At 42.5% G+C, this 20604-nt stretch carries 21 protein-coding genes; 8 read left to right on the top strand and 13 right to left on the bottom strand.

What is annotated here, in order from left to right; all coding sequences use genetic code 11:
• Nucleotides 1-65 precede the first annotated feature (65 nt).
• Both D7V32_RS09420 and slyD read left to right on the top strand, forming a co-directional pair.
• On the top strand, nucleotides 66-1376 hold the full coding sequence (locus D7V32_RS09420) for an NAD(P)/FAD-dependent oxidoreductase (protein WP_120402654.1): 1311 nt from the start codon (nucleotides 66-68) through the stop codon (nucleotides 1374-1376).
• 136 nt (nucleotides 1377-1512) lie between these two features.
• Nucleotides 1513-1995 (top strand): peptidylprolyl isomerase, encoded by a 483-nt coding sequence (slyD, locus tag D7V32_RS09415; RefSeq protein ID WP_120402631.1) that lies wholly within the window; start codon nucleotides 1513-1515, stop codon nucleotides 1993-1995.
• A gap of 124 nt (nucleotides 1996-2119) precedes the next feature.
• Here the strand turns inward: slyD and D7V32_RS09410 are convergent, their stop codons facing one another.
• The 6 genes from D7V32_RS09410 to D7V32_RS09385 all read right to left on the bottom strand — a co-directional run bounded on the left by D7V32_RS09410 (nucleotide 2120) and on the right by D7V32_RS09385 (nucleotide 7828).
• Nucleotides 2120-2896: a M48 family metallopeptidase gene (locus tag D7V32_RS09410; protein ID WP_120402630.1), complete on the bottom strand. Its 777-nt coding sequence runs from the start codon at nucleotides 2894-2896 to the stop codon at nucleotides 2120-2122.
• A gap of 118 nt (nucleotides 2897-3014) precedes the next feature.
• The gene (locus D7V32_RS09405; protein WP_120402629.1) at nucleotides 3015-3323 is read right to left on the bottom strand and encodes a hypothetical protein; all 309 of its coding nucleotides are present in this window, start codon (nucleotides 3321-3323) and stop codon (nucleotides 3015-3017) included.
• Between the two features lie 152 nt (nucleotides 3324-3475).
• On the bottom strand, nucleotides 3476-4264 hold the full coding sequence (locus D7V32_RS09400) for a M48 family metallopeptidase (RefSeq protein ID WP_228200194.1): 789 nt from the start codon (nucleotides 4262-4264) through the stop codon (nucleotides 3476-3478).
• A gap of 183 nt (nucleotides 4265-4447) precedes the next feature.
• Complete coding sequence (locus D7V32_RS09395) at nucleotides 4448-5767, bottom strand: adenylosuccinate synthase (RefSeq protein WP_120402627.1); 1320 nt, start codon at nucleotides 5765-5767, stop codon at nucleotides 4448-4450.
• 70 nt (nucleotides 5768-5837) lie between these two features.
• Entirely contained in the window at nucleotides 5838-7004 is a 1167-nt protein-coding gene (locus tag D7V32_RS09390) for an ATP phosphoribosyltransferase regulatory subunit (RefSeq protein WP_120402626.1), read from the bottom strand.
• 368 nt (nucleotides 7005-7372) lie between these two features.
• Nucleotides 7373-7828, bottom strand: a complete 456-nt coding sequence (locus tag D7V32_RS09385; protein ID WP_120402625.1) for an Lrp/AsnC family transcriptional regulator — start codon at nucleotides 7826-7828, stop codon at nucleotides 7373-7375.
• A 145-nt stretch (nucleotides 7829-7973) separates the two neighbouring features.
• On the opposite strand from D7V32_RS09385, the gene D7V32_RS09380 reads away from it, so the two are divergent.
• Together D7V32_RS09380 and D7V32_RS09375 are read left to right on the top strand one after the other, a co-directional pair.
• Nucleotides 7974-8732 carry an AzlC family ABC transporter permease gene (locus tag D7V32_RS09380; protein ID WP_120402624.1) on the top strand — a complete coding sequence of 253 codons (759 nt, stop codon included), beginning with the start codon at nucleotides 7974-7976 and terminating at the stop codon, nucleotides 8730-8732.
• Nucleotides 8729-9028, top strand: coding sequence for an AzlD family protein (locus D7V32_RS09375; protein WP_120402623.1), 300 nt, complete (start codon nucleotides 8729-8731; stop codon nucleotides 9026-9028). Before D7V32_RS09380 ends, D7V32_RS09375 begins: the two co-directional genes overlap by 4 nt.
• Nucleotides 9029-9101: 73 nt before the next feature.
• Here D7V32_RS09375 and D7V32_RS09370 read toward each other — a convergent pair whose 3' ends face one another.
• Both D7V32_RS09370 and D7V32_RS09365 read right to left on the bottom strand, forming a co-directional pair.
• A complete protein-coding gene (locus D7V32_RS09370; protein WP_120402622.1) occupies nucleotides 9102-9404 on the bottom strand; it encodes a hypothetical protein in 303 nt (100 codons plus the stop codon).
• 222 nt (nucleotides 9405-9626) lie between these two features.
• Complete coding sequence (locus D7V32_RS09365; RefSeq protein WP_120402621.1) at nucleotides 9627-10655, bottom strand: type I glyceraldehyde-3-phosphate dehydrogenase; 1029 nt, start codon at nucleotides 10653-10655, stop codon at nucleotides 9627-9629.
• A gap of 443 nt (nucleotides 10656-11098) precedes the next feature.
• Here D7V32_RS09365 and alaS point away from each other — a divergent pair, with 443 nt between their 5' ends.
• The 3 genes from alaS (at nucleotide 11099) to csrA (ending at nucleotide 15639) form a co-directional block, all read left to right on the top strand.
• Complete coding sequence (alaS, locus tag D7V32_RS09360; RefSeq protein ID WP_171407629.1) at nucleotides 11099-13792, top strand: alanine--tRNA ligase; 2694 nt, start codon at nucleotides 11099-11101, stop codon at nucleotides 13790-13792.
• Nucleotides 13793-13859: 67 nt separating this feature from the next.
• Nucleotides 13860-15140: an aspartate kinase gene (locus tag D7V32_RS09355; protein WP_120402619.1), complete on the top strand. Its 1281-nt coding sequence runs from the start codon at nucleotides 13860-13862 to the stop codon at nucleotides 15138-15140.
• Between the two features lie 244 nt (nucleotides 15141-15384).
• Nucleotides 15385-15639 (top strand): carbon storage regulator CsrA, encoded by a 255-nt coding sequence (gene csrA, locus D7V32_RS09350; RefSeq protein ID WP_120402618.1) that lies wholly within the window; start codon nucleotides 15385-15387, stop codon nucleotides 15637-15639.
• A 78-nt stretch (nucleotides 15640-15717) separates the two neighbouring features.
• On the opposite strand, the gene rnhB is transcribed toward csrA, so the two are convergent.
• Nucleotides 15718-16344, bottom strand: coding sequence for a ribonuclease HII (rnhB, locus tag D7V32_RS09345; RefSeq protein ID WP_228200193.1), 627 nt, complete (start codon nucleotides 16342-16344; stop codon nucleotides 15718-15720).
• Between the two features lie 12 nt (nucleotides 16345-16356).
• Nucleotides 16357-16749, bottom strand: coding sequence for a hypothetical protein (locus D7V32_RS09340; RefSeq protein ID WP_120402616.1), 393 nt, complete (start codon nucleotides 16747-16749; stop codon nucleotides 16357-16359).
• Between the two features lie 206 nt (nucleotides 16750-16955).
• Between D7V32_RS09340 and D7V32_RS09335 the strand changes: the two genes are divergently transcribed.
• Nucleotides 16956-17510: a cytochrome b gene (locus D7V32_RS09335; RefSeq protein WP_120402615.1), complete on the top strand. Its 555-nt coding sequence runs from the start codon at nucleotides 16956-16958 to the stop codon at nucleotides 17508-17510.
• 36 nt (nucleotides 17511-17546) lie between these two features.
• Here D7V32_RS09335 and D7V32_RS09330 read toward each other — a convergent pair whose 3' ends face one another.
• The 3 genes from D7V32_RS09330 to D7V32_RS09320 all read right to left on the bottom strand — a co-directional run bounded on the left by D7V32_RS09330 (nucleotide 17547) and on the right by D7V32_RS09320 (nucleotide 20348).
• Complete coding sequence (locus D7V32_RS09330; RefSeq protein WP_120402614.1) at nucleotides 17547-17897, bottom strand: hypothetical protein; 351 nt, start codon at nucleotides 17895-17897, stop codon at nucleotides 17547-17549.
• A gap of 58 nt (nucleotides 17898-17955) precedes the next feature.
• Nucleotides 17956-18957, bottom strand: a complete 1002-nt coding sequence (locus D7V32_RS09325) for an adenosine deaminase (protein ID WP_120402613.1) — start codon at nucleotides 18955-18957, stop codon at nucleotides 17956-17958.
• A 68-nt stretch (nucleotides 18958-19025) separates the two neighbouring features.
• Nucleotides 19026-20348 (bottom strand): NCS2 family permease, encoded by a 1323-nt coding sequence (locus D7V32_RS09320; RefSeq protein ID WP_120402612.1) that lies wholly within the window; start codon nucleotides 20346-20348, stop codon nucleotides 19026-19028.
• Between the last annotated feature and the right edge of the window lie 256 nt (nucleotides 20349-20604).

Below are 20604 nucleotides of genomic sequence, written 5' to 3'. Positions count from 1 at the left end.
AAAAACGGAAGATGGCATGCAATATGCTATCTTCCTTTTTGTTATAAAAATAAATGGGTCATGCAATGCCGCAGACGTTAAATACAGAACATTCAGCATTACACAAAATTATTATCGTTGGCGGCGGTGCCGGCGGTTTAGAGCTGGCAACAATGCTCGGCAGCACTTTAGGCAAAACTAAAAAAGCGCAAATCACCCTTGTAGACTTAAAACTCAATCATGTCTGGAAACCGCTGCTGCATGAAATTGCAGCCGGCACCATGAATGCAAATGACGAAGCGACCAATTACTACGCTCATGCTGCTAAGCATCATTATGAATTCGTGCTTGGAAAATTAGTGGATGTACTGCCAGCGGCAAAACAAGTTCAGCTGCACACTGTTCAAACTGGAAAATACGGCACAGAAGGCCAAACGCTTTTACTCGATTACGATACGCTGGTTTTAGCTGTAGGATCGGTCTCCAATGACTTCGGTACAGCAGGCGTACAAGAATACTGCCACTATTTGGACAGCCTGCAGCAAGCAGAAGTTTTCCAGCAAGATCTGCTGCATTTATATTTAGATGCGCAAAACCAAACAGCAGAACACGAACTGAATATTGCAATCATTGGCGCAGGCGCGACTGGTGTCGAATTATCTGCAGAACTGGTACAAGCCAAAATCAATTTTTATAAATATGGCCTCAATAAAATCCACCCTAAAAAAGTCAGTATTACACTGATTGAAGGTTCAGAGCGTATTTTGCCAGCCTTGCCAGAACAAATTGCTGAACATGCGCACAAGCAGCTGACACACATGAAAATTGATGTGCTCACTGGCAAGCGCGTAGAAAAAGTCGATGCTGAACGCATTTACTTTAATGACGGCAGCAGTATTCCAGCAGCCATAAAAGTCTGGGCTGCTGGCATTAAAGCGCCAGAGGTCATTGCAAATCTTAAGGGCTTTAACCAAGACCGTATGGGCCGCTTAGACGTTTATGCTACTTTGCAGACCAAATCAGATCCAAATATTTTTGCATTTGGCGACTGTGCCCACTGTCAGCCGCGTGCAGATGAGCCTGTACTTGGCCCTAGAGCTCAAGTTGCCAGCCAGCAGGCAGCTTTCCTTGCAGAAGCTCTGAAAGCCCGAATTAAAGGCAAACAGCTGCCAATGTTTGAATTTTCAGATAAGGGCTCACTCGTCTCCTTAAGTAAAAATAAAGCAGTCGGTGAACTTTTAGGCCAAGTGAATGTGCAGGGCTTTGTTGCAAAATCCATGTACGTATCGCTGTACCGTATGCACCAAGCAGCTATTTACGGCTACACGCATGCAGGCCTGCTGACAGCTAAAGATTTTGTTACACGAAAAATTACACCAAAAATAAAATTGCATTGAAATATTCAAAATGGCCCCCATTAATGAAAAAAGCATCAGAAGAAATGAAAAAATGCATTTTTTTGACAATATCGGTCTACAAAATTGCATTTTCAATTTATGATGTACCCCTTAAAAAATTGAACGGATCAATAACATGACTGCTATTGCAAATAACCTTGTGGTTTCATTCCACTACACATTGACTAATGCAGAAGGTGAAACTCTTGACCAATCTCAAGGTGAACCACTTGCATATTTGCACGGTGCAGGCAACATCATCCCTGGCCTTGAAAATGCATTACTAGGCAAAACTGTTGGTGAAAAATTCACAGTAACTGTTCCTGCTGCTGAAGGTTATGGCGAATACAACCCTGAACTAGTTCAAGAAGTTCCTGCTCAAATGTTCCAAGGCGTTGATAACATTCAAGCAGGCATGCAATTCCAAGCACAAACTGATGACGGCGTTCAAATCGTTACAGTTAAAGCTGTTGAAGGCGACAACGTTGTTGTAGATGCTAACTTCCCGCTAGCTGGCCAAGATTTAACTTTCGAAGTTGAAATCGTTGAAATCCGTGAAGCATCTCAAGAAGAGCTTGACCACGGTCACGTACACGGCGCAGGCGGTCACCACCACTAAGATCTCTTGATCTCAAGTGATAAAGGCAAAGTTTTTACTTTGCCTTTTTTTTATAGTGCTGTTTAACAATAAATAAGCATAAAAAAAAGCAGGGCCTAGGCTCTGCTTTTTTTATGCCGCACGATTAGCGGCGCTGATTATAAATCTGCTGCGCTGCAGGCAAGTTTTTACGCATTGCCTCAATACGCTGTGTATTTGACGGATGCGTTGATAAGAACGTTGCGCCATTGCCAGAACCTGACATTTTGCCCATTTTTTCCCAAAGCGTAATTGCAGCCTGAGGATTATATCCTGCACGCGCCATCAGCATTAAACCGCCCTGATCCGCACGGCTTTCTAAACTGCGGGAATATGGCAAGCCTACACCTATTTGGCTGCCTAACTGCGCTGCTGCTGTACCCATTTGACCAACACCCGCTGCACTTAAACCTACGCCTAAGGCAATATCAGTCAATGCCTGCGCGCCAATTTTTTGCTTAGAATGTTCTTCTAATGCATGCACCATCTCATGACCCATGATGGCTGCAATTTCAGCATCCGTCAGATTCAATTTATTGACAATACCTGTATAAAACACAACTTTGCCGCCCGGCGCTACATAAGCATTCACCTGATCCGACTTTAATACAGCAAGCTGCCAGTCAAAACGAGAGCTGGTCTGGTTCATTTGATCTGCATAAGGCTTTAATTTATTAAATACAGCATAAACACGCTTATAAGTCGTAGAGCTGGTATCTAAAGTTTTATTGCTGTTTGCTTCCTGTACGGTCTTATTAAAACCTTGTGTTGCTGTTGCATTTAAAGTCGCTGTATCTGCACCTGCTATATCTGCAATTGTTGTGCAGCCTGAAAGCGTCATTGCGCTGGCAGCGCAAAGGCCCAATAGTATATTTTTATTCATTTTTTAAGCTACTCCGGAAAATCATTAACGCTGTATTAAATATGCCACAGTATATTCTTTAGATTTAGGAGGTTAAATAAACTTAAACAACAAAATCATTTAATTTATGTAAATATTGTTAGCCCGAAAACTGAATGTACAGCCAAAATACTAAACAGCCTGCATTCAGCAGCAAATAAAATTTTCTGAGCGGAATAATTTTTTGTTCAAGGCGCTCATCCTTACGCTTAAAAAATAGATATGCATTCTGCAGCAGCATCACTGGGACCAGCACACAAGCAATCATAATCGTCAGTCCAATAAAAATCTGATACAGCACATCTGGATTTACCTGCTGTGATTTAATCATCATCATTGCGATTGTAGGCGCGCCGCCCATTGCAAACAGCAGCGAATAAAACATGGTCGCTGAAATATTATTATGCATAGCTGATCATACTGTTCATTCAAATTATGACAACATTCTAACAAGCTCAAACTGATTGAACAGCTTATTCATACATAACTTTAGTCGGTCACATGAATAAAAAAAGCCCGATTAAATCGGGCTTTTTCTTTGCATTCTACTGTTTCATAAAATTATTTTTTAACAGCAGCAGTATAAACTTTTTGAGCTTCAACCATATTTTTATTTAAATTCACAATACGATCATTATTTGATGGGTGTGTAGAAGTAAATTTCTGTACACCGCTATTGCCAGTGCTGTCAATTTTATTCATTTTTTGCCAAACACTTGTAGCCGCTTCAGGGTTATAACCTGCTTGCGCCATTAACATTAAACCACCGCGGTCAGCTGCAGATTCAAGACTGCGTGAATAAGGCAGCCCTACTCCATATTTACCCGCAATATCTAATGCACTTGCGCCATAGTTTCCTAACTTATCGCCGCCATAGCTTTTACCCAATTTAACAGCCATATCAGTAATAGTATTTGCCCCTGCCCCGCGCTTGCTATGTTCCTCTAGCGCATGCGTCATTTCATGCCCCATGATTGCCGCAATTTCAGCATCTGTCAGTTTTAAAGTATTTACAATACCGGTAAAAAACACAACTTTGCCGCCAGGCATGACAAAAGCATTTAATTCATCCGAACGTAAAACGCTTAACTTCCAGTCAAATGGCTGACCTGTTTTATTTGCTTGATCTGCAAAAGGTTTCATTTTCAGAAAAACCGCATTGATGCGCTTATAAGTTGCCGAAGATGTATCTAAAGCTTTTTGCGATTTCGCATCATCTACAAGTTCTTGATAATCTTGTGCAGCGTTCATATTTAATGTTGCAGAATCATTGCCTGTCAGTTCAGCTACTGCCGTACAGCCAGATAAAATCGCAGCAGCGCCAAATGCCAATACTAATTTTTTATTCATCATTCTATATACCAAACTCTAATTTTTATATATTTTCATACCAGCATCTAGGCTGGCTTAATTATGAGCGCGCATTATGATTTAATTTTTTCTAAAAATCAAAATATAATCAGGCTTTTATTTAAAATATTAATGACAGGCCAATAAAAAAGCTCCCGAAGGAGCTTTTTTAGAACGTATTGCTTACGCATCAAATGGATGGCGAAGAACGATTGTTTCTTCACGGTCAGGGCCAGTTGAAATGATGTCGATTGGACATTCAATCAATTGCTCAAGACGTTTCACATAGTTAATTGCAGCTTGCGGCAATTGATCAAGTGATTTCGCGCCGAAAGTAGACTCAGACCAGCCTGGCATAGATTCGTAGATTGGTTTTAAAGTTTCAAATGCAAGCGCATCAGAAGAACCTACACAGCCTGAATCCGCAGCTTCATAGCCTACACAGATTTTTACTTCGTCTAAACCGTCAAGAACGTCAAGTTTAGTTAAGCAAATACCAGAAAGTGAGTTTACTTCTACAGAACGGCGAAGGATTTCAGCATCAAACCAGCCGCAGCGGCGTTGACGGCCAGTAGACGCGCCAAATTCCGAACCAACTGTACCTAGGTGTTTACCAATCGCGTCACCCACATCAGCAGCGGCATCATATACCAGCTCAGTTGGGAATGGGCCTGCGCCTACACGTGTTGTGTACGCTTTCGTAATACCCAGCACATAGTCAAGGTGCAACGGACCAAGACCTGAACCAGAACTTACGCCGCCAGCAGTCGTGTTTGAAGAAGTCACATACGGATATGTACCGTGGTCAACGTCAAGAAGTGAACCTTGCGCGCCTTCAAACATGATGTTTTCGCCAGCTTTACGGTACTTATGAAGCTCACCTGTTACATCCATTACTAATGGAGCAACAACTTCACGCCATTGGTCGCAAAGCGAAAGAACATCTTCCAATTTAACCGCTTCTACGCCGTAGAATTGAGTCAATTGGAAGTTATGGTATTCAAGAAGCTCTTGTAATTGCGCTTTAAGATGATCACCGCCGCGAACCAAATCAGCTACACGTACTGCACGGCGCGCAACTTTGTCTTCGTACGCAGGGCCAATACCGCGGCCAGTCGTACCAATTTTAGCATTGCCGCGTTTTTTCTCGCGTGCTTGGTCAAGCGCAATGTGATTCGGAAGGATTAACGGACAGTTTGGCGAAATACGTAAACGCTCTTTAACTGGCACGCCTTCTTTTTCAAGAATACCCATCTCTTTAATAAGCGCATCTGGTGAAAGCACAACACCATTGCCAATTAAGCACAATACGTTTTCACGTAAAATGCCAGATGGAATGAGGTGTAATACAGTTTTCTTACCACCAACCACGAGAGTATGACCTGCGTTGTGTCCGCCTTGATAACGTACTACCGCAGTCGCTTGATCTGTGAGCAGGTCGACGATCTTGCCTTTACCTTCGTCGCCCCATTGGGTACCAAGTACCACAACATTCTTGCCCATAATAGCCTCATTACATCATGCTGTTAAAATTGAATACAATGCTGAATGACATGAACATTCAGCTTTGCGATTAAAGCTTTTCGACTTTCCATTCACCAGCAGCATTCACCAGCTGGTGAGTTGCATGCGGAACAGAAGTTAAATCATCGCTGCCAAGCAGCTGAATAACATTTGAACCTTGCGCACGCAGTGCAGCAATCGCATCCAGCAATGCTTTATCTGTACCCTTAGGCGCAGCAATTTGTTCAATTTTCTTGAATTTTCCAGCGCATAACGCATACAAATCGCAAGAGAAACCTGTCGCAGGACGTGCACGGCCAAAGTGTTGGCCCACACCGTCATAACGGCCGCCCTGAGCTAATGGCGCTGCGCGGTTTGGCGCATATACCGCATACATTAAACCTGTATGGTAGTGATACGAACGAAGTTCTACGATATCAATACCGATGTGCAGATTTGGCCAGCGCGCCTGAATTTCAGACTGTGTCGCTTTCACTGAATCAAATGCCTGCTTGAAAGCTGCATCTGCAAAAATTTCAGCGCTCAGGTTTGCTTGCAGCGCATCTAAATCACTAGCATAACGGCCTAATGCATAAAAATCTGCACCGAAGTTCAGTTCTTGCGTGAACTCGGCAAGTTCAGGCAAAGCTTTGCGCTGATATAAATCAGACAGTTGGCGTTCAACACTTTTACTTAAGCCCGCATGCTTAACCAAGCTGCGGAATAAGCCAACATGGCCTAAATCTAAGTGGATGCTGTCAGGATGGCCTGAAGTTTTAATCAAGCTCAGCATGACATCCAGCATTTCTACATCAGCATCAAGGCTGTCTGAACCAAATAATTCTGCACCTAACTGCAACGGCGCGCGAGTGGTATTAAAACCCTGCGGTTTAGTATGTAAAACAGTACCTGCGTAGCAATAACGGGCCACGCCTTCTACTGGATGTACATGCGCATCAATACGAGCCACTTGCGGTGTCATATCGGCACGCACACCAAGCAAACGGCCAGAAAGCTGGTCGATTACCTTAAAAGTGGCTAAGTCTAAATCTTGATTCGATTCTGAAAGAGAAGATAGAGATTCAATGTATTCAATGAATGGCGTGTACACCAGCTGATAACCTCGAGATGCGAGGAAATCCAAGGCGTCACGGCGCAACGTTTCAATTACTTGCGCTTGTTCTGGTAATACATCAGCTACACCATCAGGTAATAACCATGTCTCTGAAATGGGCATGTTGTAAACCTAAATTCTTGTCAGCGCGGAAGTAATCCGCATAAAAAAATCGGGAGCACACCCGATTTCTCCTAGTCTATCACGATCAACTTAGCTGTGCATTAGACTTTTGCTTTGAATCATATATTTTTTAAAGCCAAAATTAAACTCATTTAAATCCATCACGCGCTATCTGCTCTTATTTCTGTCCCATTTTTCAAAATAGGCCAAGATCGGCTTATAGACTTAAAATCTAAAAACAACTCAGGTCATGACCGCAATCAAGGCATGAAAAATCAGGTCTCCCACACACACTTACCTATGTTCATCTTATCAATGAGCTGCTTTACAGGCTAAGACTCATCGAACATAAGAAACTGCAGCCAAGTCTAATATAAAGGCAATTCAGTCGTTTGCTTTACTTTCTGCAGCGGTATTTCTGTTTTTACATTTTGTATGCTGCTGATTTTATTTAAACGTTCAATTTGAAAACGCCTATAAGCGTCTAAATCAGCCACTACAATTCTTAAAAAGAAATCACAATCCCCTGCCATCAGCTGACATTCTACGACTTCTGGCATCTTTCGAATGGCATCAACAAAAGCATTTACCGTTTCAGCATCTTGCCCTTTTAACCAAATACGCGCAAAAACGGTCAGGCCTAAATTCATTTTTTGCGGGTTCAGCAGCGCAACATATTTTTCTATGTAGCCCTCATCTTCTAATTGTTTGACCCTCCGCAGGCACGGTGATGCAGAAAGCCCAACCTGCTGAGCCAGCTCATTATTCTGCAGTTTTCCATTTTGCTGCAGCGCCTGCAAAATACGCTTATCTAACTGATCCATAACCCTGCCGCATTTATATTTCTTTATTGAGCTTAAGTTAGCAATAAAATTGCGCAGCTGCAAAATAATAAGCCAAATTCAATCACCTATTTCATTGAATGAATCATAAAATATCTGCCATTGCGTATCTATGCAGACAAATATCATGTTGGGCTTTCAAAACACTTCAGCAAATAATATTCAAAACACGACCGGCAGCTATGGCCGCACAGAATTCTTACGCGGGCTGAAAGCTTCACTGCCTATTTTAATTGGCATTATTCCTTTTGCCTTAGTCTTAGGCGCACAAGCCGCTCAAAAAGGTTTCAGCGTTTTAGAACTGTCCCTTCTCACTGGCCTAAACTTTGCAGGCGGCTCTGAATTTGCCATTCTAGAAATGTGGACCAGCCCGCCCAACATACTCATACTGATGTTTCTGACATTTTTAGTCAACAGCCGCCATTTGCTGATGGGGGCCAGTCTTGTGCCCTACCTGAAACACTTGCCAAATAAACAAGTGTATACCGCACTCTTTTTTATGTGTGATGAAAGCTGGGCTTTAGGACTGGCTGATGCAGAGAAAAATAAACAGCGTCTGCAGCTGCAGCAGGCATTCAGCATGATGTTTTATGCAGGTATTTGCTTTGCGCTATATCTCATGTGGATCAGCTTCACCACGCTTGGTGCTGTTATCGGACCCTTTTTAGGTGATATTCAGCGTTTTGGCTTTGATATGGCCTTTCCAGCCGTATTTCTTATCTTGCTGCGCGGCATGTGGAAAGGTATACACGCTGCAAGACCTTGGCTGGTCAGTTTAATTGCCGCTGCTTTAGCATATTTATATTTGCCAGCTGGCTGGCATGTGCCTATCGGAGCAGTCAGCGGCATTGCATCTGCGTTCTTCTTTGCTGGAGATCAGTCTTGATTCATGCTCAAACCGTTATCGCGATTTTATTTATTGCTCTCACGACTTATTTGACCCGTGTTTTAGGCTATATGCTGCTGAAACATAAAACCCTCAGCAGCAAACACCGCCAAATCCTTGAAGCCACCCCAGGATGTGTGCTCATTTCCATTATTGCACCCTATTTCGTGCAGGATCATCCAGCCAATATTATTGCCATGATCATTACAGTGATTGCCGCGGCGCATTTTTCTTTACTGCCTACGGTCGCAATCAGCATGCTTTCAGCAGCATTGCTGCGCTATGCATTTATATAGCTTTTTATAAAATGCGCCAGATATAAAGAAGCCCAGTCAAATACTGGGCTTCTTTATGCTGCAAACAGCTATGTTAGTCCTTAGGGGTAACAATCTTCGTCATTAATGTCACCAGTTCTGCATTTTGCAGCTCAACCTGCTGCAGTTTATGCGTAGTTTGATCCAGCACTTCTTGCTGAGTATGCATTTTTTTTGCCAGATCCTGCATAATTTCTAATGTTTTTTTCAGGTTTTCTTCCAAATTTAAGACTTTTTGCTCCAGCTGAGCCTGCTCAAAATGGGCAGCGCCTTCTTCATCCTGTGACTTAAACTGCATCCAAATCAGAAAGATCACAGCTAAAGCCAGTAAAAATACAAATCCCCACAGTAAAATCATTTGAATTTCTCTTATTTATATTCCATATCTGCTTATCTTAACCAAAATAAAAAGAAATAAGCTGATTTATCTAAAGAATAAGTACATTTAGAAGTAAATGGCAGACTACGATCCTGCCAGTTGTATTTTCTGCAAAAATCACGCTGCCGCGCTTTTAAAACAACACTACCCAACCCAAAAACGTCAGGCATTATTTTCTTTTAATTACAGCTTACAGCCCATTTATGCAGCCGTAAACGACTCACACAAGTCCAGCAGACGGTTTGCATACCCCCATTCATTGTCATACCACGCAAAGACTTTTGCCTGTTTGCCTACAGCCATCGTTTGAGTTAGATCCACAATTAAAGAATAAGGTGAGTGATTAAAATCACTGGAAACCAGCGGCTCATCTGTCACTTGCATAATCTCTGCAAATTGATGCTCTGCTGCTCTCTTCAAAATATGATTGATAGATTGTGTACTGATATCAGACTGCGAAACAAAAGTCAGATCAATTGCTGCCACATTAATGGTCGGTACACGAATAGAGTAACCATCTATACGGCCAGCCATTTTTGGCATCACTTGCTTTAAAGCGCCCAATGCTGAAGACGTGGTTGGAATAATATTTTGACCAGAAGCGCGCGCTCTGCGCAAATCACGGTGCGCATGGTCCAAAACGGATTGATCCGCAGTTACAGCATGAATCTCAGTCATCATCGCCGTATCTATGCCAAAAGCATCATCTATAATTTTCACCAGCGGCACCAGCGCCTGAGTCGTACAAGATACGCTGGAAATGATCTGGTCTGCAGCTTTAACATCGGTGTGATTGATACCATAAACAATAGCGGCATCTACTGTATCAAAAGGCGCAGCGCCAATAATCACCCGTTTCGCGCCCGCCAAAATATGCTGCGTTGCCGCTTCACGTGAACGGAATAACCCTGTACATTCCAGCACAACATCAATATTTAGCGCTTTCCACGGCAACTGTGCAGGAACAGGACTGCGCAGCACTTCTACCTGAAGCCTAGCGTCATGATGCTGAATATTCAAATAGTGTCTGCCGTCAATCTCTTGCAGTTCAACGTGTCCAGCAAAACGGCCATGCGCGGTATCGTATTTAAAAAGATGGATCAGCGTGTCTACATCCGCAACATCATTAATTGCAATAATTTCAAAATGGAAGTCTTTCGGGTTTTCAAACCATGCACGCAGCACATTACGCCCAATTCGCCCGAACCCATTAATTGCAACTCGCTGCATGACCCATCCTTTAAATGAAAACGATAACTAAAGCCTCTATATGTTAATAGATTTCGGCTTTAAACCGTTATCATTAATTCGTGTATGGCTTATTCAGCGAATATTCAATTTTATTCATTATAAAACAGCCATATACACCTAAAACATCTTTACAGATAGGTTTTCAAGCGCCTTAATTTTTAAACATAAATTATGAAAGAAAAATAATACACTCTGCTAATAGTCAAAAATAGCTATTTTCTGCGCATTTAGAATTTTACCGCCGCATTTGGCATTTCCATAAAAAATCATACAGTTCAATTAAAATCATTGGTCGCAGTAGCTTTTTCCGTTATAATTTGTCGTTTTAAAATTTTAAGCCAGTATTTCAAGCCAGCTTTATAAATATGGGACTTGCTTGACATGCTATTAGCCAAATACGAGATTTATGGAGTGACTTGGTTGTGAGTACTCGTTTTATGACATCCGCTGAAATTCGCGAAGCTTTTTTAAGCTATTTTGAATCGCAAGGGCATACACGTGTCGCGTCGAGTTCTCTGGTTCCGGCCAACGACCCAACATTATTATTTACCAACGCTGGCATGAACCAGTTCAAAGACTGTTTCTTAGGTCTAGAAAAACGTGATTATGTACGTGCAGTATCATCACAAAAATGTGTGCGTGCAGGCGGCAAACATAACGACTTAGACAATGTCGGTTATACAGCGCGTCACCATACTTTCTTCGAAATGCTGGGCAACTTCTCGTTTGGCGACTACTTCAAGCGTGATGCAATTAAATTTGCGTGGGATTTCCTAACCAATGAAAAATGGTTAGGCCTGCCAAAAGATAAATTATATGCCACTGTTTACCATACTGATGACGAAGCATTCGACATCTGGAACAAAGAAATTGGCCTAGACGAATCCCGCATTATCCGTATTGGCGACAACAAAGGCGGTCAATACGCATCAGATAACTTCTGGGCAATGGGCGATACAGGTCCTTGCGGCCCATGTTCTGAAATTTTCTTTGACCATGGCGACCATATTTGGGGCGGCTTACCGGGCACACCTGAAGAAGATGGCGACCGTTTCATTGAAATCTGGAACAACGTATTCATGCAGTTCAACCGTACTGCTGACGGCGTGCTGCACCCTCTTCCAGCTCCATCTGTTGATACAGGTATGGGCTTAGAACGTATTTCTGCTGTTCTGCAGCACGTAAACTCAAACTACGAAATCGATCTATTCCAGCACGTACTGAAAGGTGCAGCAGAAGTGATCGGCTTAGACACATCTGCTTTAGAAGCAGAAGCTGCTGAAAAAGGCACACCGGTTCAATACCCTGCTTCACTTAAAGTAGTTGCTGACCATGCACGCTCATGTTCTTTCTTAATCGCTGACGGTGTAAATCCTTCGAACGAAGGCCGCGGCTATGTATTGCGCCGTATTATCCGCCGTGCAGTACGTCATGGCAACAAGCTGGGCGCTACAGGCTCATTCTTCTACAAGACACTTCAGCCACTCATTGAAGTGATGGGTGCAGCTTATCCTGAACTTGAAGCACAAAAAGCGCGTATCGAAGCACAACTTCTGAAAGAAGAAGAACAGTTCGCAAAAACTTTAGAGCAAGGTTTGAAATTGCTTGAAGGCGAATTGGCGCAGCTTAAAGGTTCTGTGATTCTAGGCGAAGTTGTTTTCAAACTTTACGACACTTACGGCTTCCCAACCGACTTAACTGCTGACATCGCACGTGAACGCGATTTAACCATTGATGAAGCTGGCTTTGAAGTTGAAATGGCTGCTCAGCGTCAACGCGCGCGCGATGCAGGTAAATTCGCAATTGACTACAACGCTGTTGTAAAAGTTGAAGGCGAAACTCAGTTTGACGGTTATGACGCAACTGCAGGCGAAGGCCAAATCATCGCAATCTACAAAGATGGCGAGCAAGTTGATGAAGCCGTTGAAGGCGATGAAGCTTTAATCGTATTAAACCAAACGCCTTTCTATGCAGAAAGCGGCGGTCAAATCGGTGATACTGGTATCTTCAAAAATGATACTGGTATCTTCGAAGTTCAAGATACGAAAAAATCTGGCGGCGCATTTGTACACCAAGGCATCGTGACGATGGGCAACCTAAAAGTCACTCAAAATGTTGAAGCGACAGTAAAAGCAGATATCCGCGCGGCAACTGCACGCAACCACTCTGCAACTCACCTTCTACATGCTGCGTTACGTCAAATTTTGGGCGAGCACGTACAGCAAAAAGGTTCATTGGTTGCATCTGACATTTTACGTTTTGACTTTGCGAATGACCAGCCTGTGTCATTTGAACAGCTTCAAGAAATTGAACGTCTTGTAAACGCTGAAGTGATTGCCAACACTGCTGTTTCTACTGAGCTTCTAGACATCGAATCTGCGAAAGCAAAAGGCGCGATGATGCTGTTCGGCGAGAAATACGGTGAAGAAGTTCGTGTACTTTCAATGGGTTCAATTATTGAAGAGAAAAACTTCTCAATCGAACTATGCGGCGGTATTCACGTAAAACGTACAGGTGACATCGGCCTGTTCAAAATTACTTCTGAAGGCGGTGTCGCAGCAGGTGTACGCCGTATCGAAGCAGTGACCGGCACTAAAGCTATTGAAGCTGCGCAAAAAGCGGATCGTGACATCAATACAATTAACGGTTTGCTAAAAGCGCAAAAAGATCAAACTTTAGAAAAAGTTGAAGCTTTAGTCGATACAGCATCAAGCCTAGCGAAACAAATCGAACAATTGAACCAAAAACTTGCCAGCCTTCAAGCCGCGGAACTTCTTGATCAAGTTCAAACGATTGCAGGCCGTGCAACACTTATCACGGCTGTTCAAAACATGGACGCGAAAACTCTTCGCAACCTGCACGACGGCGTGAAATCAAAATTAGAAAATGCAGTGATTGTACTTGCAGGTGTTGAAGGTGACAAAGTCAGCCTGATCGCATCTGTAGCCAAAGACTTTACTGCTTCTATTAAAGCAGGTGACATCATCAAACACTTAGCAGCTGAGCTAGGCGGCAAAGGTGGTGGCAAACCTGACTTAGCACAAGGTGGCGCGCCACTAAACGAGAAGTTTGCAACAGTGATGGCAGATCTAACTGCTTGGCTTGAAGCAAAATAATAACTTCACTTTTTGTGTAACTGACCCTGAACAGTCCATTCAGGGTCATGGTTTATATGGAACAACTATGGCATTAATCGTTCAAAAATATGGCGGTACCTCTATGGGTACTCCAGAGCGCATTTTAAATGTTGCTCGTCGTGTAAAGCGCTGGCATGACCACGGCCACAAGGTAGTGGTAGTTGTGTCTGCAATGAGTGGCGAAACCAACCGCCTGCTTGCTTTAGCGAAAGCCATTACCGAAACCCCAGACCCACGTGAATTAGACCAAATGGTATCTACGGGTGAACAGGTTACGATTTCAATGTTAGCAATGGCGCTGAACTCTATTGGCGTAGAAGCTAAATCACTTACTGGCCGTCAAGTCGGTATTAAAACCGACAGCTCATTCACCAAAGCCCGTATCGAGTCAATTGATACAGACGTAATGACTTCACATCTGGATGCTGGCCGTGTCATTGTCGTTGCCGGCTTCCAAGGTTTTGATGAAAATGGCAATACCACAACTTTAGGCCGCGGCGGTTCAGACACTTCAGGTGTTGCTTTAGCTGCTGCGCTGAAAGCTGATGAATGCCAAATTTATACAGACGTTGATGGCGTATATACCACTGACCCGCGTGTTGCACCAAAAGCGAAGAAAGTTGACCGTATTTCTTTTGAAGAAATGCTGGAAATGGCTTCTCTTGGTTCTAAAGTCCTTCAAATCCGCTCTGTAGAATTTGCTGGTAAATATCAAGTGCCGCTGCGCGTATTATCAAGCTTTGATAACGACAATGATGGCGCATTTGACGAAGAGTTCAAAAAGAACGTTGGTACACTTATTACGACTGAATTGGAAGACAACATGGAACAGCCAATTATCTCTGGTATCGCATTTAACCGTGACGAAGCTAAATTAACTATTCTTGGTGTTCCTGATGAACCAGGCATCGCTTCTAAAATTTTAAAACCAATTGGCGCTGCCAACATTGAAGTGGATATGATTATCCAGAATGTTGAAGAAGACGGTACAACTGACTTCACTTTCACAGTAAACCGCAGTGAACTTGCGAAAGCGAAAAAGATCCTTGAAGAAACAGCTCAAGCGATTGGCGCACGTGAAGTCGCAACTCGCGGTGACATCGTAAAAGTGTCTATCGTTGGTGTAGGCATGCGTTCACACGCAGGCGTTGCCAGCAAAATGTTTACTGCTCTAGCGGATGAAGGCATCAACATCTTGATGATCTCAACTTCAGAAATCAAAATTTCTGTCATCATTGAAGAAAATTATCTAGAACTTGCTGTACGTTCACTGCATACAGCATTTGGCTTAGACCGTGAACACGGTGAGTCAAGCGTACGTGCGTAATTAATGTGTCAAAAATTGTCATTGTCAGACAAGTTTTGAAAAACATTACAAATAAAGCAGAGCCACTATAGTTTTTTTTATAGTGGCTCTGTTATATTAGCGCTGAGGATTTTTAGAAAATTTATTAAAATTAGATCTGTAACATCGATCGTTACTGCCTTTTAGTAAGTTTTCTTTTGCTTTTCAAGTTGTGCTTTCACATTCTAGATCAATTGCAGGTTTAGCGTTTTGCAAGGAGATAAACATGCTGATTCTGACTCGACGCGTTGGAGAAACATTGATGATTGGGGACCAAGTCAGCGTGACTGTACTTGGTGTTAAAGGCAATCAGGTTCGTATAGGTGTAAATGCTCCAAAAGAAGTATCCGTTCATCGTGAAGAAATTTACCAAAGAATTCAACATGAACGCGCTATGCACGAACATTTGCAGCACCTCGATCAAGATTATCAACCTTCTTTTGAAGAAGATAATCATTCACAGAGTAATTTTAATCGTTAAGATTAAAGTACGTGAAAATATAAAGCGGCTTTTCAGCCGCTTTAAATTTATTTGCATTATCAATATTCGAAATACATTTTACTGCGCCTGCTGCTCCAGCACCTTGCGTACAGGACCAAAACTGCGGCGGTGCTCATCAATTACCCCATACTCCGCAATGGCAGCAAAGTGCGCTTTAGTAGGATATCCCTTATGCTTCGCAAAACCATATTGCGGGTATTTCGCATCCAGTACAAGCATATCCCTGTCACGCTGCACTTTAGCTAAAATACTGGCCGCTGAAATCTCAGCATGCAGCGCATCACCGCCAACGACCGCATCACAGCTCATGGCAAGCCCCTGAGGTACTTTATTGCCATCAACCAGCAAGTGGTCTGGCTGAATGCCAAGCTTCTCTACAGCCTTTTTCATGGCCAGCAATGAAGCCTGCAATATATTGTATTCATCAATTTCAGCAGCCGAGCATTCCGCAATTGCCCAAGCTAAAGCCTTCTCTTGAATTTCTGCAAATAGCTTTTCACGCTTTTTTTCTGTCAGCTTCTTAGAATCATTCAAACCTTCAATTGGATTGTTTGGATCTAAAATAACTGCAGCAGCCACAACAGAACCAACAAGTGGTCCGCGCCCTGCTTCATCTGCACCTGCAATCAGCATGTTTTTTCCTTCAAAAAAATAAAGCGACTCAAAGGCCGCTTCATTTAAAATATTCAGCTCAAATTATGATTTGAACTTTTCAACTACGCAAGCATTTAAGCTGTTTGTCACAACTTTAGAGATCAAGTTGGCTTGAGATGCTTTATCCATTGCAGCCACAACCAATTCAGCTGCCGTTACACTTGTCGTAACTTTATCGCCAACACAGCCGCATACTTCCGTTTGGTAGCTTTGTTTTTGAGTTTCAGTCAAAACACGTGAAGCTGTTGTCCAGTATTTATTGTCTTGAAGCTCAGTCACACACTTTGCCTGCACACCAATCTTAATTGCCGCCACAGCCAAGCTGTTTGCTGTTGGCGCATTTGCTGCTGCGCCTGTGCCCGTCGCAGTACCCGTAGATACACATGCAGTTAAAGCCAAAGAAAGAGGTGCAAGAAGCGCGATCAATTTTTTCACTTTTATTCCTTATTTTGTTTCAAAGACGCGCTATTTTGCCCAAATTCACCACACGAATAAACCGCTATTTTTTATTTTGATTTTAGATGCACATTTAAACAACTCTCAGCGTTCCGATTTATCAACACTGAGTTTCAAAAGCATGCTATTTCCGCATATAAAATTGCTTTAGCATGACAAACCAGCTTCATTACTGCATGTAAAAAATGAACAACAAGACTGAATACTACACCCGTACGGCACAAGCACTGCATTGGATTATGGCCATTATATTTATAGCTGCATGGATTATTGGCTTCTATAGCGACAATTTTCTCAGTTATGACAATGACGGCAGTTTTAAAGGCCAAGTGATCACCCTGCATAAGAACATTGCAACAACGCTGATCTTTTTAATTGTGATCCGCCTTTTTTGGCGTTATACACACCCAGCGCCCAAACTGCCTGACAGCATGTCGCCACTGATGCAAAAGCTTGCGCATTTAGGTCATCTAGGCCTTTACTTCATCTTACTGGCTCTGCCAATTACAGGCTGTTTATTCAGCTGGAGCGCCGGCCATCCAGCACCCGTCTTGTATTTATTTGAAATACCGCGCTTAATACAGGATAATCCAGAGCTTCTAGCAATTGTGAAACCGCTGCATATTTACATTTCTTGGGCAGCTGCACTGTTGATCATCGGCCATGTACTCGCAGCATTAAAGCATCACTTTATAGATAAAGACAATGTACTGCGCAGCATGACCCGCCAGCCAAAATAAAAACAAACATACAAAAAAATAAAGCGCTGCGGCGCTTTATTTTTTACTCTGCAATACACAGCTCTTAATACTATTCAGCACTGCCTTACGCACCAGCTCATTTTTGGCTTCTTCTGTCAGCATTGCTTGCGCAATTTCCATCACACCAACATCATTCAGGGCATTTTCACCTACACAGCTGCAAACTTCTTTTTCAAAAGCTTGTTTATTGGCTTCAGTCATTAAATAACTGGATGCTTTCCACGCTCTTGAATCATTTAACTCAATTGCGCACTGGCGCTCGATGACCGGCTTCAGTATTTTCACTGCAGTACTTTGCTGCGCATTGGCCTGAATTGCAGCAGCTGACAGCAGTGATGCCAGCACCATATTCAACACATATTTCATTCTTTACTCTCAAAAAAAGGCAGCTCATGCCGCCTTTTGCCGCTGATGCTAACGCAAATTACGCTAAAGCTAAAATTTGATTTTTCCAATGGTTTTTTTGCGTATCATCAATAAAAGACGCTTCAAAAGAATTGATTGCCAACTGTTTTAACTCATCTGCTGTTAGGTCTAATGCCTCACTAATTGCAATAAAATTATCATTCATATAGCCGCCAAAGTAAGATGGATCATCTGAATTTACAGTCACATGCACACCCTGCTGCAGCAGGCGGCGAATATTATGATCAGCCATATCTTCTACTACGCACAACTTTAAGTTAGACAGCGGACAAACCGTTAACGGCATTTTTTCAGCAATAAGACGCTGCATCAAAGCCTCATCTTCTTCAGAGCGGACGCCATGGTCAATACGGTTTACTTTCAGTAAATCTAAAGCTTCCCATACATATTCTGGCGGACCTTCTTCACCTGCATGCGCGACAATTAAGAAACCCGCCTCACGCGCTTTAGCAAAGACACGCTCAAATTTAGATGGCGGATGTCCAACTTCGCTAGAATCAAGCCCTACACCTATGATCTGTTCCTTATAAGGCAAAGCTTGCGCTAAGGTTTCAAATGCTGCTTCCTCACTTAAATGACGCAAGAAACACATAATTAAATGTGAGCTAATCCCCAGCTTGCTTTTGGCATCATCACAAGCCCGCTGCAAACCGTCAATTACTGTTTTAAATGCGACACCGCGGTCAGTATGCGTCTGCGGATCAAAAAACATTTCTGTATGTACAACATGATCCTCTGCACATTTTTCAAAATAGGCCCACGCGAGATCATAAAAGTCTTGCTCATAGACCAAGACATTAGCGCCAGCATAATAGATATCTAAAAATGACTGTAAATTATGAAAATTATAAGCTTGTTTTACTTCTTCCACCGATTTGTACGGAATATCAATATGGTTACGCTGTGCGATCGCAAACATCAATTCAGGTTCAAATGTCCCCTCAATATGCACATGAAGTTCAGCTTTTGGGAGAGCGCGAATTAGCTCTAATTGATTCATTTCTAATCCTCGAAAAAAATAAAAAAGGGCGTAAACCGAGTTTACACCCTTTATGCAATTTTAATGAATTAACCGCCAAACATCGCAAATTTAAGTGCCCAAAGCACAGCAATAATCCATACCATATATGGAACAGTTTTCGCCTTGCCCGTAAGCAATTTAATCAGTGCATAGCTGATAAAGCCCATCGCAATACCGTCTGCAATTGAATATGTGAACGGCATAAATACGATGGTTAAAAATGCAGGTACTGCTTCCGTAATATCATCCCATTCAATATGAACAATACCCTGAATCATCAGCACACCGACAAACAGCAGTGCTGGCGCAGTAGCAAAGCCTGGAACAGATTGTGCAAGCGGAGCCAAGAATAAACATAGGATAAACAGCACAGCAACCACGACCGCCGTTAAACCTGTACGGCCGCCAGCGGCCACACCCGCCGATGACTCAATATATGGAGTCGTTGAAGATGTACCTAAAGCAGCACCTGCCACAATTGCTGTAGAATCGGCAAATAATGCCTTTTTCAAGCGCGGCAATTTACCATCCTTCAACAAGCCCGCACGGTGTGAAACGCCAACCAAGGTTCCTGTTGAGTCAAATAAATCTACCAAGAAGAAGACAAAAATGACACCAATTAAGCTTGCTGTAAACAGCCCCTCAAAATTCATTTGCATGAATGTTGGAGCAATTGAAGGAATTTGGCCAACAACACCTTGGAATTCATTATAACCCAATACTGTTGCAAGAGCAGTTACAGCCAAAATACTGATGATAATTGCACCGCGCACTTTAAACTGATGCATCACAACAACAAGTAAAAAACCCAATAATGCAAAAATAACAGAAGGCTGGCTTAAATCGCCCAAGCCAACCAAAGTTGCATCATTTTTGACAATAATTCCTGCATTTTTCAAAGCAACAAGTGCGAGGAACAAGCCAATACCGCCGCCAATTGCCAGCTTAAGCGACATAGGAATAGCGTTGACAATTGCCTCTCGGATCTTAAACATGCTAATTGCAATAAAGACCAGTCCTGATACAAACACCGCAGCAAGCGCTGTTTGCCAAGGCACATCCATACCCAAACAAACGGAATACGTGAAGTACGCATTTAAGCCCATGCCCGGTGCAAGTGCGATAGGATAGTTTGCAATCAACCCCATCACAAGACAGCCAATTGCAGCTGCCAAACACGTTGCCGCAAAGACAGCCCCATGATCCATGCCTGTTTCAGACAAAATCATTGGATTGACAATAATGATGTAGCACATTGTAAGAAATGTTGTTACACCCGCTAATACCTCTGTTCTAAAGCTGGTTTTATTTTCACTCAGCTTAAACAAACGCTCTAGAACACTTTGAGAAGACGGATTAGGAGTCGTCATGACCTAGCCCCTATGAAGTAAACTTTATGCCTAAGCATTCCACAACATTAGATATTTTTGCTTAATGCCTAATGTTGTGGAAATTACAGCAGCGTATAAATACTGACATATTTCAAAAATGAAGAATAATTTGAATGCATTCAATAAGATAATATTAAAAATAGATTTACTTAAAAAATGCAAACAAAAAAGCCGCACATTAACTATGCAGCTCATTTAATTCTGTAAAATCATCAACCTAGTAAAGATTCATTAT

Source organism: Acinetobacter tianfuensis (genome assembly GCF_003611465.1).
GTDB lineage: Bacteria > Pseudomonadota > Gammaproteobacteria > Pseudomonadales > Moraxellaceae > Acinetobacter > Acinetobacter tianfuensis.
The sequence above is the reverse complement of the archived record's forward strand: the minus strand, read 5'-3'. Positions and strand labels throughout refer to the sequence as shown.

Coding starts and splice junctions, on each gene's coding strand:
- D7V32_RS09365 (WP_120402621.1), bottom strand. CDS start 10,655: ATGCAGCGAGTTGCAATTAATGGGTTCGGGCGAATTGGGCGTAATGTG.
- D7V32_RS09420 (WP_120402654.1), top strand. CDS start 66: ATGCCGCAGACGTTAAATACAGAACATTCAGCATTACACAAAATTATT.
- D7V32_RS09320 (WP_120402612.1), bottom strand. CDS start 20,348: ATGACGACTCCTAATCCGTCTTCTCAAAGTGTTCTAGAGCGTTTGTTT.
- D7V32_RS09325 (WP_120402613.1), bottom strand. CDS start 18,957: ATGAATCAATTAGAGCTAATTCGCGCTCTCCCAAAAGCTGAACTTCAT.
- csrA (WP_120402618.1), top strand. CDS start 15,385: ATGCTGATTCTGACTCGACGCGTTGGAGAAACATTGATGATTGGGGAC.
- D7V32_RS09335 (WP_120402615.1), top strand. CDS start 16,956: ATGAACAACAAGACTGAATACTACACCCGTACGGCACAAGCACTGCAT.
- D7V32_RS09395 (WP_120402627.1), bottom strand. CDS start 5,767: ATGGGCAAGAATGTTGTGGTACTTGGTACCCAATGGGGCGACGAAGGT.
- D7V32_RS09390 (WP_120402626.1), bottom strand. CDS start 7,004: ATGCCCATTTCAGAGACATGGTTATTACCTGATGGTGTAGCTGATGTA.
- D7V32_RS09405 (WP_120402629.1), bottom strand. CDS start 3,323: ATGCATAATAATATTTCAGCGACCATGTTTTATTCGCTGCTGTTTGCA.
- D7V32_RS09370 (WP_120402622.1), bottom strand. CDS start 9,404: ATGATTTTACTGTGGGGATTTGTATTTTTACTGGCTTTAGCTGTGATC.
- slyD (WP_120402631.1), top strand. CDS start 1,513: ATGACTGCTATTGCAAATAACCTTGTGGTTTCATTCCACTACACATTG.
- D7V32_RS09330 (WP_120402614.1), bottom strand. CDS start 17,897: ATGAAATATGTGTTGAATATGGTGCTGGCATCACTGCTGTCAGCTGCT.
- D7V32_RS09380 (WP_120402624.1), top strand. CDS start 7,974: ATGTTGGGCTTTCAAAACACTTCAGCAAATAATATTCAAAACACGACC.
- D7V32_RS09400 (WP_228200194.1), bottom strand. CDS start 4,264: ATGAATAAAAAATTAGTATTGGCATTTGGCGCTGCTGCGATTTTATCT.
- D7V32_RS09355 (WP_120402619.1), top strand. CDS start 13,860: ATGGCATTAATCGTTCAAAAATATGGCGGTACCTCTATGGGTACTCCA.
- D7V32_RS09385 (WP_120402625.1), bottom strand. CDS start 7,828: ATGGATCAGTTAGATAAGCGTATTTTGCAGGCGCTGCAGCAAAATGGA.
- D7V32_RS09410 (WP_120402630.1), bottom strand. CDS start 2,896: ATGAATAAAAATATACTATTGGGCCTTTGCGCTGCCAGCGCAATGACG.